This is a genomic window from Thermococcus sp. MV11 (assembly GCF_012027285.1).
Lineage (GTDB): Archaea > Methanobacteriota_B > Thermococci > Thermococcales > Thermococcaceae > Thermococcus > Thermococcus cleftensis.
Window position 1 is genome coordinate 24,173 of record NZ_SNUD01000003.1, and the last position, 12,579, is coordinate 36,751.

At 57.2% G+C, this 12,579-nt stretch carries 14 protein-coding genes; 10 read left to right on the plus strand and 4 right to left on the minus strand.

Annotated features, from left to right (window positions below; genetic code table 11):
• The first annotated feature begins 5 nt into the window (after positions 1–5).
• The 4 genes from E3E27_RS07635 to E3E27_RS07650 are packed head-to-tail and all read left to right on the plus strand — an operon-like array spanning position 6 to position 1,813.
• A complete protein-coding gene (locus tag E3E27_RS07635) occupies positions 6–203 on the plus strand; it encodes an antitoxin family protein (protein ID WP_088865300.1) in 198 nt (65 codons plus the stop codon).
• Positions 190–657, plus strand: coding sequence for a type II toxin-antitoxin system VapC family toxin (locus tag E3E27_RS07640; protein ID WP_167774125.1), 468 nt, complete (start codon positions 190–192; stop codon positions 655–657). Before E3E27_RS07635 ends, E3E27_RS07640 begins: the two co-directional genes overlap by 14 nt.
• The gene (locus E3E27_RS07645; RefSeq protein WP_167774126.1) at positions 654–1,250 is read left to right on the plus strand and encodes a hypothetical protein; all 597 of its coding nucleotides are present in this window, start codon (positions 654–656) and stop codon (positions 1,248–1,250) included. The genes E3E27_RS07640 and E3E27_RS07645 overlap by 4 nt, the downstream gene beginning before the upstream one ends.
• A complete protein-coding gene (locus E3E27_RS07650; RefSeq protein WP_167774127.1) occupies positions 1,247–1,813 on the plus strand; it encodes a metal-dependent hydrolase in 567 nt (188 codons plus the stop codon). The genes E3E27_RS07645 and E3E27_RS07650 overlap by 4 nt, the downstream gene beginning before the upstream one ends.
• On the opposite strand, the gene E3E27_RS07655 is transcribed toward E3E27_RS07650, so the two are convergent.
• The 4 genes from E3E27_RS07655 to E3E27_RS07670 form a co-directional block, all read right to left on the minus strand.
• On the minus strand, positions 1,814–2,641 hold the full coding sequence (locus tag E3E27_RS07655; protein WP_167774128.1) for a hypothetical protein: 828 nt from the start codon (positions 2,639–2,641) through the stop codon (positions 1,814–1,816). It abuts the gene before it with no gap.
• Between the two features lie 12 nt (positions 2,642–2,653).
• Complete coding sequence (gene glmM / locus E3E27_RS07660; RefSeq protein ID WP_167774129.1) at positions 2,654–4,006, minus strand: phosphoglucosamine mutase; 1,353 nt, start codon at positions 4,004–4,006, stop codon at positions 2,654–2,656.
• A 72-nt stretch (positions 4,007–4,078) separates the two neighbouring features.
• Positions 4,079–4,462, minus strand: a complete 384-nt coding sequence (locus tag E3E27_RS07665) for a hypothetical protein (RefSeq protein ID WP_167774130.1) — start codon at positions 4,460–4,462, stop codon at positions 4,079–4,081.
• A 125-nt stretch (positions 4,463–4,587) separates the two neighbouring features.
• On the minus strand, positions 4,588–5,373 hold the full coding sequence (locus E3E27_RS07670) for a BtpA/SgcQ family protein (protein WP_167774131.1): 786 nt from the start codon (positions 5,371–5,373) through the stop codon (positions 4,588–4,590).
• A gap of 114 nt (positions 5,374–5,487) precedes the next feature.
• On the opposite strand from E3E27_RS07670, the gene E3E27_RS07675 reads away from it, so the two are divergent.
• From E3E27_RS07675 to E3E27_RS07700, 6 genes are read left to right on the plus strand one after another with little or no spacing between them, the layout of a single operon-like run.
• The gene (locus tag E3E27_RS07675; protein ID WP_206204845.1) at positions 5,488–8,688 is read left to right on the plus strand and encodes a transglutaminase domain-containing protein; all 3,201 of its coding nucleotides are present in this window, start codon (positions 5,488–5,490) and stop codon (positions 8,686–8,688) included.
• Positions 8,672–9,655 (plus strand): hypothetical protein, encoded by a 984-nt coding sequence (locus E3E27_RS07680; protein WP_371731576.1) that lies wholly within the window; start codon positions 8,672–8,674, stop codon positions 9,653–9,655. The genes E3E27_RS07675 and E3E27_RS07680 overlap by 17 nt, the downstream gene beginning before the upstream one ends.
• The gene (locus E3E27_RS07685) at positions 9,652–9,831 is read left to right on the plus strand and encodes a hypothetical protein (protein ID WP_167774106.1); all 180 of its coding nucleotides are present in this window, start codon (positions 9,652–9,654) and stop codon (positions 9,829–9,831) included. The genes E3E27_RS07680 and E3E27_RS07685 overlap by 4 nt, the downstream gene beginning before the upstream one ends.
• Positions 9,828–11,072: a DUF58 domain-containing protein gene (locus E3E27_RS07690; protein WP_167774134.1), complete on the plus strand. Its 1,245-nt coding sequence runs from the start codon at positions 9,828–9,830 to the stop codon at positions 11,070–11,072. The genes E3E27_RS07685 and E3E27_RS07690 overlap by 4 nt, the downstream gene beginning before the upstream one ends.
• Positions 11,069–11,878 carry a hypothetical protein gene (locus E3E27_RS07695; RefSeq protein WP_167774135.1) on the plus strand — a complete coding sequence of 270 codons (810 nt, stop codon included), beginning with the start codon at positions 11,069–11,071 and terminating at the stop codon, positions 11,876–11,878. Before E3E27_RS07690 ends, E3E27_RS07695 begins: the two co-directional genes overlap by 4 nt.
• 36 nt (positions 11,879–11,914) lie before the next feature.
• A complete protein-coding gene (locus E3E27_RS07700) occupies positions 11,915–12,493 on the plus strand; it encodes a PH domain-containing protein (protein ID WP_014789109.1) in 579 nt (192 codons plus the stop codon).
• The last annotated feature ends 86 nt before the right edge of the window (positions 12,494–12,579 follow it).

Below are 12,579 nucleotides of genomic sequence, written 5' to 3' on the forward strand. Positions count from 1 at the left end.
GGAACATGGAGGAGATCATAGAGGCCATTTACGAGGACGGTGTTCTGAAGCCTCTGAAAAAGCCCCATCTGCGCGATCATGCAAAGGTGAGAATAAAAATCATCGAGATAGACTTAGATGAACTCCTTGACTCAATGGTCATAAGGAAAGTCGAGGGGATCGACTACAAACGCCTGAAGGAGGCCTACTATGAGTCGCTCTGAGGTCTTCATCGATTCGTCGGTTCTCGTTGGTCTTCACCTCGGGGACGAGCGGGCAAGGGAACTCGTCGAGAGGGCAATAGAAGAAGGCCACACCCTTCTCACCAATCCCATCGTGTTCTCAGAGACCGTCTACAAGGTGATGTTTACACTCGCAATTCAGGACGGCCTGAAGGGGACCTATGACCTCACGAAGCACCTGAATGACTACATCTTCGTCTACGAGAAGGTCAAAGAATCCCTCGAAAGACTGAGCGGGGCAGGTTTTCTGAAGGTTGCGCCGATAACCGAGAACACGATAAAGCTCGCAGCGGAACTCGGCAAGGCTCACAACCTACTGCCCAACGACGCCATAATCGTCGCAACGTGCAGGGAGCACGGGATTAAGCTCATCCTGACGTTTGACTCCGACTTCAAGAGGGTTCCATTCCTGAAGACCTTCGGTGAGGAGCCATGAAACTCCTCGTCATAGCGCCCTGCCTGCTCAGCCCCTTCTACGTCTACCGCGGGCCGAAAGAGAAGGAGTACAGGACGGCCCAGCTTTTGAGGAAGTTTATCGGAGAGCTAGGCGAGGACTGGCAGGTTTTAGCCTATCCCTGCCCAGAGTTCGAGCTGATCGGCTGGCCGAGGGCACCGGCGAGCAGGGAAGTTTACGGGAGGCTGGGCATGAGGGAGAGGGCCAAGGTGATAGCAGACTTCATAGGCCGGGTCTTGACCGAGGAGAGGCCAGAAAAGGTCGTCTTCATCGGCGTTAAAGGCTCGCCAACCTGCGGCGTCTTTCACACCAGCTCCAGCGACCCAGAGGGCTATCCCTACTCCGCCATGCAGGAGTTCTTCTACCTGGGAAAGGAGGAGAGAGTGAGACGTTCGAGGGAGATCGTCGAGGGACAGAACTTCAAGCTCGTGAAGATGCCCGGGATACTCTTCGAGATACTCACCGCGAGGTTCCCGGAGGGGGTTTACGTTGAGTTCGACAAGGACGACGTCGAGGGCAGCATGGAAAGGGTTAAATCGGTTCTTGCCGAACTGGGGCCAGATGATGCAAAATGATGTGGTACACCCACGTTGTCTTCGGGGTTCTCTTCTACCTAATAGCGGTGCTCTTCGGCGCCCCGATGAGCTTAATCAACATTGGAATGGCGGCCCTTGGAGCCTTGATGCCCGACATAGACCACCCCAAGTCCTACATCTCTACCAAGCTCCCCGGTGGAACGGTCATGCCCCGCTTCGTCGAGCACAGGGGCGCGACCCACACGATAGAGGCGGCTTTTTTAATAACCGCCCTCGTTGGCGGCCTTGCCTACTGGATAACCGACAGCTACTGGCCAGGCATGGCGTTCTTCATCGGTTACATCTCCCACCTCTTCGCGGACACCCTGACGGTCTCGGGGATAAAGTGGAGCCGCTTTTCGAGCTTCCACCCGAGGGGGAAGATAAGGACCGGAACGCGGGGGGAGGGGCTGGTTCTGATACTGGTCACCTTCGCCACGCTGGTGCTCTTCGCCTACCTGCTCCTGCCCGAGGAGACGAGCCAGAACCTGGGCTGGGTCATGCTGATAGCCCTAATGGCAACCTTCGCGATAATAGGGAAGAAGCTGAAGAGGCTGAAGTGATCACAACAATTTTCTTTCGCCCAAGATCTCAAGATAAGATATCCGTGACCAAGGGATTAATATCTCTTTTGGACCTTCTTTCAGGATGAGATAATTACTGTTAAAAATATCCCATAACTTGCCCTCAAATTGTCCATCAGGAGTTATCACTTTAACCAATGGAGATTTTTGCAAATAAACTTTCTTTTTTGGCAAAAATTCAGCACTATGCCAAAGCCCAATAATCGCTTGTTTTTGCAAACGAGGGTATAAAAATAAAAGCAGCAAGAGCATCCCAACAATATTCATCCCAAGCAAAATGATACCATCATTTAAGTTACTACTAAACCCCACAACAATGGATATATACAATGGCACAATCGAACCAACTGTGAAATTTACAAAATTAGCTAAATTTTTCAGCTTTGCTGGACTAAATTTCGCAAGGAAAATCAAAGGGCTGGAAACAATCACCAGAGTGCAGAGGACAGATAGCAATACTCCAATCTGTTCAGCATTAAGATTGCTATGATAGTACATGAAACCACCAAGGAGAAGTGAAAACACGGAAGGCATCCAAAAATATACTTTCATCAACCCCTCATTGTCAAAACCTGCCCTTATATTAAACTCCCGGTATAGCTCCAATAGAAACTCATTAATGCCTGAATACTCCTTAAAAACACGCCACAACTCATTACGTCTGCGCCACCCTACAATCATATCAAAATTCTCAAGATGCTGAAGAATAGAAAATACGACAGTTGCAATAAGATAAAACACAATAATAGGCAAGAGCCATTTAGCATTATTCTCACCTGATAACGAGAGCAAGTCCAAAACGTCCACAACCCATCACCTTTACTTAATTGAGTCTATCGCCCTCTTCACGATCTCCTCGGCCTTTTCCATCAGCGCCTTTGCTTTTCCCTCGGTGTGCGCTTCGAGGGTTATGCGCATTATCGGCTCCGTCCCGCTCGGCCTAAACAGAATCCACCAGTCGGCACCTTCTATCCTAACGCCGTCGATGTCTATGAGCCTCTCGTAGTCGAAGCTCCTGAGGGCTTCCTCGGCTATGAGCGCCATCGCCCTGGCCTTCTTTTCGTTGGGGCAGGGTATCTTGGCGCGAAGCGTCACGTAGCGCGGGACTTCTTTAGCGAGTTCGCTCAGCGGGCCGAGCCTGTCGATCATCTCAAGGACCAGCGCCCCTGCGAAAATACCGTCCGGCGTTAGGTTCCACTCAGGCATTATCCACGTCCCGCTCGGCTCGCCGCCGAAGACCCCGCCGTGTCTGGCCAGCTCGTCGGCAACGGCCACATCTCCAACGCGGGTCCTCAGAACTTCGCCACCGAGTGGCCTAACGTAGTCATCGAGGGCAAAGCCGGCATCGACCGTCGTTACCACCTTCCCCTTTCCGAACTTCCTCAGCATGTAGCCGGCTATGAGGCTCAGCATGACCTCGTACTCGACAAAACTCCCCCCGTCATCGACGACGCCAATCCTGTCCGCGTCGCCGTCGTGCGCTATTCCCACGTCGGCCTTCATGGCCTTAACTGTCTTGGCCAGCATCGAGAGACTCCTGGCGTTCGGCTCAAGCTCCCTGACGAAGAACCCGCTCGGGTGGGAGTTGAGGCTTATAACCCTGTTCCCCAGCTCGCGCTGGAGGTAGGGGCTGAGAACAGAGCCTGCCCCGTTGCCCGCGTCAATTACAACGGTGTAGGAATCCCCAAGGTGAACCATATCGAGGGCGGCTTTTATGTACTCCTCCCTCGGGTCGGCTTTTCTGAGCGCTCCAATCCCGTTCCACGGGGCCTTCCTGAAGTTTCTGGACTCCAGAATGGCCTCAAGTCTGTTCTCCATCTCGGGGGTGTAGGCCATTCCGTTGGCCTGCCAGACCTTTATGCCGTTGTACTCCGGGGGATTGTGGGAGGCGGTTATGGTGACGCCGGCATCGGCACCGTAAAGCTTGATAGCGAAGCCTGTCAGCGGGGTGGGCGCGAGGCCGATGTCTATGACATCGACCCCGGTTGAGAGGAGGCCGCTTATTAAAGCTTGCTTTAACATCTCGCCGCTCGTCCTCGTGTCCATGCCTACGACGACCGTTCCCCCTTCGAGAAACGTCCCGAGGGCCCTTCCGACGTTGAGAGCGAGCTCGGGGGTGAGCCTTTCATTGACTATCTCCCTGATTCCGCTGGTTCCGAAGTACTTCCCCATCTCGACCACCCGGTATGAAATTGAGAGACTGATTTTGTGGGGAAATCAAAAAAGGGAGATATAACGCTTTCGTCACTTCTTTACGAGCCTGTAAATACCGACCGACACGTTGTAGGTGTCCACGTTCTCTGGAGCTTTGTAGTCAATTCTCACCTGGAAGGGGTCGGTGGAGCCGTATATGAACTCGTTCGTCTCAGATTCGGTTACAACGTTCCCGCTTCCATCGAGTATCGTTATCTTCACCACCGTCCCCTCGCTGTCCGCGGTTATCTTGTACTTGCCGGGCTCAAGGACGTGCGAAAGGTAGAAGACGTCCCCGCTGACGGTCTCGCTCTTGACCTCGACCGGGACCTTGTCGTATGCCGTCTCATAGTAGTACTGCATTCCGAACACTGCCACCATTCCGAGGACCAGGAGAAGGAAAAACCCAACCACCAGCTTTTTCAACAATCCCATTGTAAGCACCTCTCACAGTTCACCAAACCATCTCGCAGAAAAGAAAAGCGGGACAGGTTCGACTTAACTAATTACGCATTCAAGAGTAATAAGCCTTTCGGAAAAGAAAATTCCGTAAAAGGACATTACGGATAGGTTTTTCGAAGATTTCTCGCCAGTTCCACCAGCTTTCCAGCCCTCTCAAGCGAGACCTCGTTCTCAACCTTGCCGTCGTGCTTGATCCACGTGCCAACTATGAAGGCATCGGCGTACTTCCACAGCTCGGGAAGGTTGTTGTAGGAAGTGCCCGAACCCACCACCACTGGCACCGGCGAGATCCTCTTAGCCAGGGCGAGCTTTTCCACATCGACGGGTTTTCCTGTTGCCTTCCCGCTCACCACTACGGCATCTGCAAGGCCCCTCTCGACTGTGTCCCTTACGGCATCTTCGAAGTCGAAGAAGTGGACCGCGTGCTTGACGTGGACGTCGGCGAAGACCTCTATTCTGCTCGGAAGGAGTTTTCTGAGCCTTGCCAGCTCGTGGGCGATGCCCTCGATTACGCCCTGGTCGGTGTAAGCCACACCACTCAGCACGTTCACCCTTATGAAGTCCGCTTTGACGGCGTAGGCTATGGAGTAAGCGGCTATCCCGTCGTTGCGGAGAACGTTTATTCCGAGGGGAATGCTCACATCGTCGCGCACCGCTTTGGCCACCGCGGTGAAAGCGGCCACCGTCGTCTTGTCCACGTACTTCGGGAACGGAACATCGCCGAAGTTTTCCACCATTATCGCGTCAAAGCCCGCTTTTTCTAACGTCCTGGCATCGCGTATAGCTCTCTCGATGACCGCCTCAAGGTTCCCGTCGTAGAGGTACGAGCCGGGAAGGGGCTTGAGGTGTACCATTCCGATGAGCGGCTTCCTTCCAAAGTCCATACCACCACCAAGCCAACAAAGGGCAGGGAATAGTTAAGGGTTTTGGAGGGAAATGCTCACATCTGCACATCAATGCAAAGCCTTATATAATCAGTGGTTGAGGTAAGGAACATCATGGTGCAAAGAAAGCAAGTGACCTTTCTCACCATAACCCTAATCTCCCTGCTCCTCACTTCGATCGCCCTGAGGCCAGCCATCATAAAGGCGCCCCCCGAGACCAAGAGCATCGAGGAACTCCTCTCCCCAAAGCTTCCGCCCGGGAACGAGACCAACGAGACCGGACCGCCCGGGGAACCAAACCTCGTTCTTCTGGTCAGCGGGGCAGCACACACCCACTACCTGAGGCTCAACGTTTACACGGACTACGAGGCAGGAAGGTGGGTGACCAGGAACGCCACGGCGGTTCAGAGGAACGTCATCGCCCCACCGGAGATAACCGTTCCACACCATGCCGAGAGGGACAACGTGACGGTGATATCTTTCACACCCCTCACCGGGAACCTCTTCACGTCCCTCTACACGACGAGGGTCGAGGGGGCCGGGGCGGAGGTGGTGCCGGAGTACAACCTCTTCAGAACCGGCCTGAGGGTAAGTTCCTACTCCTTCTCCTCGGTCAGCTACACATTTGACTGGCCCCACCTGGTGAACCTCACAGCTGGAAACCAGAGCATCTACCTCTCCGCCCCCAACGACACGAGGCTGGAATCTCTGGCTAGGGGGATAACCCTCGGCTCGCTCTCGGACTACGAGAAGGCCGTCAGGATAGCTAGATACTTGGCCGAGAACTATCGGGTGGAGGACGATGTAGCTCCACCGGAAGGCACCGACAGGCTGAGGTGGTTCCTCCTTGACTCGAAGGCTGGCACTCCGTACGACTTCGCAACGGCCTTCGTGATCCTCGCGAGGCTCAACGACCTTCCCGCGAGGCTGGTGGAGGGCCTATACATCGAGGCGATACCCCAGACCCAGGTCGTGACCGAGAAAAACAGGCACTTTTGGGCGGAGGTTTACTTCAACGGCGCCGGCTGGCTGGTCTTCGACCCCCTCCACCCAGACCCGAACGTTTACACCCCCTTCGAGCTGTCAATCAGGGGTGTCCCCCCGATTCTCGAACCGAACGGGACGGGAACCCTGGGGATCATGTTCGAGCGCGTGGCGAGCGAGAGCGGGGCAAGGGTCGAGGTAAAGGCACCGGAAGTTGGTGTCATTGCCCTAATCAACGAATCGGGGATACACAACGTGACGATCGGCCCGTTCTGGAAACCCGGATACTACCCCATAATAGTGAACGCCTCGACTGAAAGGGGAGAGAGCATCGTGAGGTTCGCCCAGGTTTTGGTTCCGGGCGAGCTTTCGGCGAGGCCAAACCGGACGGCCGTTAATCTGCTCAAGAGCGGGAGCGAGGAGGTTGAAATCACGGTTTACGGAACGGGGAAAATCGACCTGGAGACCGATTCACGCCTCGTTGAGTCCTGGTCCGCCATCGAAACGGTAAGAAACGAGACGAAGATCTACGTCAGGCTCAACGCCCCGGCCGACTACCCAAACGGCCTCCACGTGGAGAAGCTGGTGGTGACGAAGGACGGCCAGAAGTTTCCCGTTTACCTGCCGGTGATCGTTGTTGAGAGGACGGAGGTGAAAGCCAACGTTCCAAAAACCCTGACCGCGGGGGAGTTCCTTAACTTAACGGGCGAGGTGATTACCCCCACGGGCGAAAGACCGACAAGGGGCAAGGCAGCGGCCTTCATCAGCGACGGGAATAGAATGATCCTCCTCGGAGTTTCCAACGTCTCGAACGGGACCTTCTCCGTTTTCGCCAGGATTCCTCCGTACCTCGAACCCGGAACGGGACAGGTGATGCTCTACTACATCGCACCCATTGGATATCCCTACCTCCCAGGAGGCAACGTGGTCACGGTCAGAATCAGGGGGCTCTCCAGATTCTCGCTTTCCGGGCCGATTCTGACCAGACCCGGCAACGTTACCATCGTCGGGACGCTGAGGGACGGAGCGGGGAGGCCGATAGCCAACGCCAGCGTGAATTATTACCTTGACGGAAGGCCGTTGGGAGGGACAAAAACCCTGACGAGCGGGGGCTTCTCGCTGAGACTTTACCTTCCAGAGGTCGGGAGGCACGTTCTGACCCTGGAACACCCGGGGAGCAAGGATTACGCGCCCTCCGTCCTGAACGTCACCGTCGCGGCGGTGGAGCTTGAGCTGCCGAGGGAGGTAGAGGCAGGACCCGGGGAGCCGGTCAAAATCAGCGGGAGGGTGATCGGAATAGAGGACGCTGTGATAGAGGCCTACGTGTTCCCTGAAAAGACCTACACCGCTAGCGTGGCCAACGGAAGCTTCAGCCTGACCCTCGAGCCATTCCAGGCCGTCGGCGAGAAGTCCGTGGAGTTCAGGCAGGGAGCGAGGGTCCTCGGGAGGACGGCGGTGAAGGTGGTCTCACCCCTGAGGATAGAGGCCCTCACCAAACGGGCGGAGGGAGAGGAGAAGGCCCGGGTGGAACTCAAGGTGACCGACGTCCTGGACGAACCCGTGGAGGGGATCCAGCTCGAGGTGAAGGCGGGGAACTTCTCAACCCTAGCCCTCACCAACGGCTCGGGAATAGCGACCGTTTACCTCCCTGTGTCCGACGAGGAGACCAACGAAACGGTGACGGTTGTCTTCAGGGGTTCGACTTACTACCTCCCCACGAGGGCCGAGCTTCACATCGTCCTCTCGAGGGAGAAGAGCTTTCCCTGGCCTTACCTGGTTGTCCTGGCGATCGTCGGCGTCCTCGCAGGGAAGTACTGGCTTGGAAGGACGAGGCGGGAAGAGACCTCGGGAAGAACCGTCAAGATAATCTTCAGGGACGGTTTGCCCCTCTTCAGGAAGGGCGAGGAGATCGAGCTGGAGGTGGAATGCGGCGGTGAGGCCGAGCTCCGCGTCGATGGAAAGCCGCTCGGCAGGGGGAGAAGGTTCCGGCTGGACCTTCCGCCGGGGAGGCACGAGATTGAAGCCATCTGCGGGAACGAAATTGAAAGGACCGCGGTCAGGGTGGTTCCGAGCTACGGCAAAGTGGTGGTCGAGGACTACGAGAGGTGCTTCCTCCCATGGGCCAGGAAAGCCGGACTCAACGTCGAGGAACTGACGCCGAGGGAGATAGCGAAGGCATTGAAGGATATGATGTACCCCTGGGAGCCCATCAACGTGGTGACGGAGACACTCGAGAGAGTCAAGTACGGCGGAGGGGAGGTGACGAGGGAGGAGTTCATACGCTTCCACCGCGCGATGCTCGAGCTTACCGGGGGTGAATGCGTTGTTTAAGCCCAACTTGGGAAGGGTCGCGGTGTACCTCGGGATACTGGGTCTAATCTACGCCCTCTCAACGCGTGTTGGAGGTCTGGAAAACCTTCTCAGACCAGCCCTCATTCTGACCGTTTTCATGATGGCCGGGGACACCGTCGAAGCCGCCAGGGGAGAAAAGGCGGGCCTCGCGGTCAGGATCGTCGGTCTCGCGCTCGCCGTCGGCACCGTGCCCCTGGCTCTGGTAATCCTCGGAGGAGGAACGGCCCTCATCGCGCCGAGGCTCGAGCGCTTCTCGAGAACGGCCAGGGGTGCCGGGCTGATGGTTTTCCTCTACGGCCTCTCGCTCCTTCCGCCGCTCGAGCCTATCGGGAGCGTCTTCACCTACGCTGGCCTTTTCCTCCTCGCAGGCTACCTCCTTGCCGAACTCCACGAGAGGGGGCACTCCTGGGCCGAGCCGGTGGAGAGGAACCTCATCGGGGTGGGAGTCCTCGGGGGAGCGCTCGGCCTGTACGCGTCCTTCAGGGGGACCCTGAGCGAAAGCCACCCATCGCTGGTGTTCTATGGCGAGTGGCTGGCCCTACTGCTGGCGGTAATAACGGCCGGGAGCCTCGTTCACGCCCACGTGAGCGGGAGCGACCCGGAGGAGTACCTCATCTCCCAGTGGAGGAGGCACGAGTCGAAGACGGCCAGGAAGCTGGGAAAGGAACTGGAAAACGCCAGCAAGGCGATAGAGGACTTCGTGGTCAGGGGAAGGAGGGGACCGCTCACGGCGTTCCTGGCATACTACGGGGCAAGGGTCTTCGAGGAGAGGGAAGAGTTCGAGGAGCTGGTAGCCAGGATAGCGGACTACGAGGGGAGAAAAACCTCCCCGCTGACGCCCCCGTGGATAAGGCGGGTCATAGAGAGAAGGGAGCTAGAGCGGAGGGCCAGAATCGTTGAGGAAGTTCTCGAGGAGCTGAGAAAGATGATGGGGTGGGAGAAATGATGGGAATAGATAAAGCCCCAGAAAGACTGGAGGGGGTAGTTGAAACGATCTCGGAGGTTTTTGTTGGTAATGGGGACGTTATCAAGCCCGAGTTTTCTTCTAAGGGTGTGAGTGGAGAAGAGGTCGTGAGGGAGGTCTTGAGGAAGACTCCAGTGCCAAAAGGCGAGGAAAAATGAAGAAGCGCCTGGTGGGGTACGTCCTCTGGGCACTGATACTGGGAACGGCCCTCCTGGCCCCGGGAATGATTGCACTAGCCGTGGTGCCGCTCTCAGTCCTGGCGCTGGCGGCGCTCATTGACCCGCCCGGGAAAATCGAGGTAAGGAAAAGGCTCTCGAAGCGGGAAATCCGGCTGGGAGAGGAGGTCGAGGTTGAGGTAGAGGTGAGCGTGGAGAGGGGGCTGGGGATTGTGGCGGTCAAGGACAGACTGCCGAGGAGCACGGCCCTCACCGCGGGAAGCAACGCCAGGGCGTTCTTCAAGGGGCCAAAACCGCTGAGGGTTCACTACACCTACAGGATAAAACCAACCCTGAGGGGAACCTACACCCTGCCGAGGACGGAAGTCACCGCAAGGAACCCCCTGGGGACGAGGTACCGCTGGGGGATCTACGGCCGGGAGCTGCGGCTTATAGCTGTTCCCGCGATGATAAGGGCCGTTCCGGTGACCGGAACGAGGAGGAAAGCCAGGATAAGCGTCCCCGAGACGAGCTTCTCCATAAGGGGGCCCATCTCCACGGACTTCAAGGAGATAAGGGACTACCGGACCGGCGACCCGATGAAGCTCATCAACTGGAAGGCCACTGCAAGAACGGGAAGGGTTCTGGTGAACGAGTTCGAGAGGGAAGGAAAGAAGGCGGTACTCTTCATCGTGGACGCGAGGGAGGAGATGAAGGTGGGAACTGAGGGTGAGAGCCCCTACGAGCACGCGATGAAGCTCGTGGCTTCGACGGCCCATCACTACCTCCGGAGAGACTACCACGTGGGCCTCTACCTCCTGGGGGCGAGGAAGTTCCTGCCCCCCACCACCGGGAGGAGACAGCTCGAGAGCATCGTCAGGACAATGATGGACTTCGAGAGGGTTCCAGGTGAGGAGGAGAGCCTTTCCGACGCCGTGGAGAGGCTCAAGCGGGCCCTCGTCCAGTACAGCCCCCTGGTCATCTACGTCTCCAACGTGCTCGAGGGGACGAAGGAAGATACCACCAGGGGGCTCAGAACCGTGGGGAGGGTGGAGAGAAGGCGCCCCGTGCTCGTGGACGTCTCGGTTTACCCGACCCTCGACGAGAGAACGGGAACCCTCATCGAGCTAGAGAAGCGCGCCGTGCTCGGGGAGCTTGAGGGCCTGGCCCACGTCGTCCGCTGGGTTCCGGGAAGGGAAGACCTGGGCGAGACGCTAAGCAAACTCCTGGGGGAGATAGCGTGAGAGTCCTGAAGCTCGCGGTCGTCGCTCCGGCGATAGCGCTTACCTCACTCGCCTACTCGAGCGCCTTCGGCGGAGACCCCCTCCTCGCCACCGCGGTGGGAATAATCCTCCTGGGTCTCCACCTGCTGGGCGGCTCGGCGAGCGGGACGGTATTCCTCTCGACCGTCCTCTACTCCGTGCCCTACGCGATGGCCCTCTCCGGGTTCCTGAGGGTTGCCTTCCCCCAGGCTCACGAGGCCATAAGCGAAGCCGTGCTGAATGACCCCTACTTCTCCAGTCCCGCGGTAATCCTATCACTGATCGGGCTGAGCGTTCTGGCCGAGTACGCGGACTCCGCGGAGGGACTGGAAAAGGCACTTGGAGTGCCGGGCTGGAGGGTCTTCATTTACGCCCTGCCAGTGGTTGTTCTGGCCCTCCTGGTCTCGACCGGCCTGATGTGGCTCGGAAGAAGCCTTAACATCACCACCGGGGGAATCGTCCTCCCCCTGCTCCTCCTTCTCATAGGAATCGTGCTGGCCTACTCGTCGGTGGAGGGCGGAAGGTACGGGAGGGTAATCGCGGCCGTCGAGGTTCCGCCGATGAACGGAGAGGTGGTAATCGAAACATCGGGGGGAGAGAAAAGCGTTCCCATCAGCCGTTCCTCCGCGTTCGAGTGGGACACCCTCAGACTGGAGGTGGAGCTTGAGGAGAGACCAAAGAGGGTGAGGCTGAGAAACGATGATGGGGAGAGAATTCTAATCCCCCTGATTGAGAGCACCGACGGGAAAACGCTGTTCCTTCTCTATCGGGTGGATAGGGAAGGTTAATATAGGTCGCCGAGCATATTCACCCCGGTGAGAAACATGAGCGAAAAACTTCCCAAGGCCGCCTCCAGGATTCTTGAGGAGGGGGAGAGGGTTCTCTTCACCGTGAGGAAGAAGATAAGCCTGGAAAAGCCCAAGTGGCTCCTTATAACCGACAGGAGGATAATCTACCTGGACGAGAAGGTCCTCGGGAGGTACGAGGTCAAGGCCATTCCCTACCAGAAGCTCGAGGAGGTCAAGGTCGAGCTGGGGGTTGTGTCCTCGGAGTTCCTCATAAAGGGCGAGGAGAACATAAGGCTCAAGCTCGGCTGGATGAACAAGGAACAGGCGAGAGAAACGATAAACGCCATAAAGGACGCCCTCAACGCGATAGCCATCGAACCGGTGACGATAGAGGTGAAGAAGGGCCTCACCCACGAGACGTGGACGCTCAAGAAGCCCAAGGAGCTGGTTAGCAGGGTCGTTCCTGCAGGAACCACCGTCCAGCACCAGCCGGCAGTGGAGAAGAAGGAAGATCCGCTGGAAAAGCTGAAGAAGCTCAAGGAGCTCTACGACATGGGCGTGATAAGCCAGGAGGAGTACGAGGAGAAGAGGAAGAAGCTACTCGACCAGATTTAGCCTCGGGAAAGCCGGTGTCATCACCGCTCAGGGCAGGGAGTTCTCCTCATCGGCGGCAATCCTTTTAAGCTTCCGGCTTTTAACTC

What these genes read in the sequence shown, in the direction of transcription:
- E3E27_RS07650 (WP_167774127.1), top strand. Translation starts at nt 1,247, where the DNA reads ATGATGTGGTACACCCACGTTGTCTTCGGGGTTCTCTTCTACCTAATA.
- glmM (WP_167774129.1), bottom strand. Translation starts at nt 4,006, where the DNA reads ATGGGGAAGTACTTCGGAACCAGCGGAATCAGGGAGATAGTCAATGAA.
- E3E27_RS07670 (WP_167774131.1), bottom strand. Translation starts at nt 5,373, where the DNA reads ATGGACTTTGGAAGGAAGCCGCTCATCGGAATGGTACACCTCAAGCCC.
- E3E27_RS07685 (WP_167774106.1), top strand. Translation starts at nt 9,652, where the DNA reads ATGATGGGAATAGATAAAGCCCCAGAAAGACTGGAGGGGGTAGTTGAA.
- E3E27_RS07635 (WP_088865300.1), top strand. Translation starts at nt 6, where the DNA reads ATGGAGGAGATCATAGAGGCCATTTACGAGGACGGTGTTCTGAAGCCT.
- E3E27_RS07675 (WP_206204845.1), top strand. Translation starts at nt 5,488, where the DNA reads ATGGTGCAAAGAAAGCAAGTGACCTTTCTCACCATAACCCTAATCTCC.
- E3E27_RS07645 (WP_167774126.1), top strand. Translation starts at nt 654, where the DNA reads ATGAAACTCCTCGTCATAGCGCCCTGCCTGCTCAGCCCCTTCTACGTC.
- E3E27_RS07665 (WP_167774130.1), bottom strand. Translation starts at nt 4,462, where the DNA reads ATGGGATTGTTGAAAAAGCTGGTGGTTGGGTTTTTCCTTCTCCTGGTC.
- E3E27_RS07690 (WP_167774134.1), top strand. Translation starts at nt 9,828, where the DNA reads ATGAAGAAGCGCCTGGTGGGGTACGTCCTCTGGGCACTGATACTGGGA.
- E3E27_RS07700 (WP_014789109.1), top strand. Translation starts at nt 11,915, where the DNA reads ATGAGCGAAAAACTTCCCAAGGCCGCCTCCAGGATTCTTGAGGAGGGG.
- E3E27_RS07640 (WP_167774125.1), top strand. Translation starts at nt 190, where the DNA reads ATGAGTCGCTCTGAGGTCTTCATCGATTCGTCGGTTCTCGTTGGTCTT.